This window comes from Streptomyces chlorus (assembly GCF_042655885.1).
Classification (GTDB): domain Bacteria; phylum Actinomycetota; class Actinomycetes; order Streptomycetales; family Streptomycetaceae; genus Streptomyces; species Streptomyces chlorus.
Map to the genome: position 1 here is coordinate 1 of NZ_JBHSOA010000011.1, position 923 is coordinate 923.

Consider the following 923-nt stretch of genomic DNA (forward strand, 5'->3'; position numbering starts at 1 on the left):
CCCCCACCGCGGACTTCCCCACCACCACACGCGCACGTACGGCCAGTACTGCACGCATCCTCGTACCTGTCACCGACAACGCGCCCGCATTCCCGCATCAAATGATCTTGATTGGTCGGCTCTGCCCTCAAAAGTGCCTGACCGATGCGTCGTGGATGATCGTTTCGGCGCTGCTTGAGATCGGTCACGTCCGGCCGCCGGCAACCGCCGGGCCGGGCCGAGCGTCTTTCTTCGAACACGGGAAGGGCCCCCGCGGACCCCGCCCGGACCCCGCCCGAGCCCTGTCCGAGCCCTGTCCGGGCCCTGTCCGGGCCCCGCCCGGGGGGGGAGATCACGTCGTACCTGTACGAGAACCGGGAAGGAAGTCGTCGACGGTCTCAGGCCGGTGTCCCGCGCCGCGGCATTACAGTGGGGCGGAACATTTCCGAGCACGACGCATCACGGTGTACGCCAGTCAAGCAAGCAGCAGGGAGCGCATGACGTGCGGCCGGTAGGCAGCAAGTACCTGCTCGAGGAGCCGATCGGACGCGGCGCCACGGGCACCGTCTGGCGAGCCCGCCAGAGGGAGACCGCGGGGGCCGAGGCGGCAGTGCCCGGTCAGCCGGGAGAGACCGTCGCGATCAAGGTCCTCAAGGAGGAGCTCGCGAACGACGCGGACGTCGTGATGCGTTTCCTGAGGGAACGCTCCGTCCTGCTCAGACTGACCCACCCCAACATCGTCCGGGTCCGCGACCTGGTCGTCGAGGGCGATCTGCTGGCCCTGGTCATGGATCTCGTCGAGGGCCCCGACCTGCACCGTTACCTGCGGGAGAACGGGCCCTTCACACCCGTCGCCGCCGCGCTGCTGACCGCCCAGATCTCCGACGCGCTCGGCGCCAGCCACGCCGACGGCGTGGTGCACCGCGACCTGAAGCCCGCCAACG

Annotated in this window: 1 protein-coding gene; it reads left to right on the forward strand. The window is 69.2% G+C overall.

Translation table 11 applies throughout. The annotated features are described in order from the left end of the window. Positions 1-292 precede the first annotated feature (292 nt). Positions 293-923, forward strand: a 631-nt coding sequence (locus ACFPZI_RS06800; RefSeq protein WP_381359583.1) for a serine/threonine-protein kinase, incomplete at its 3' end; no start/stop codon positions are given.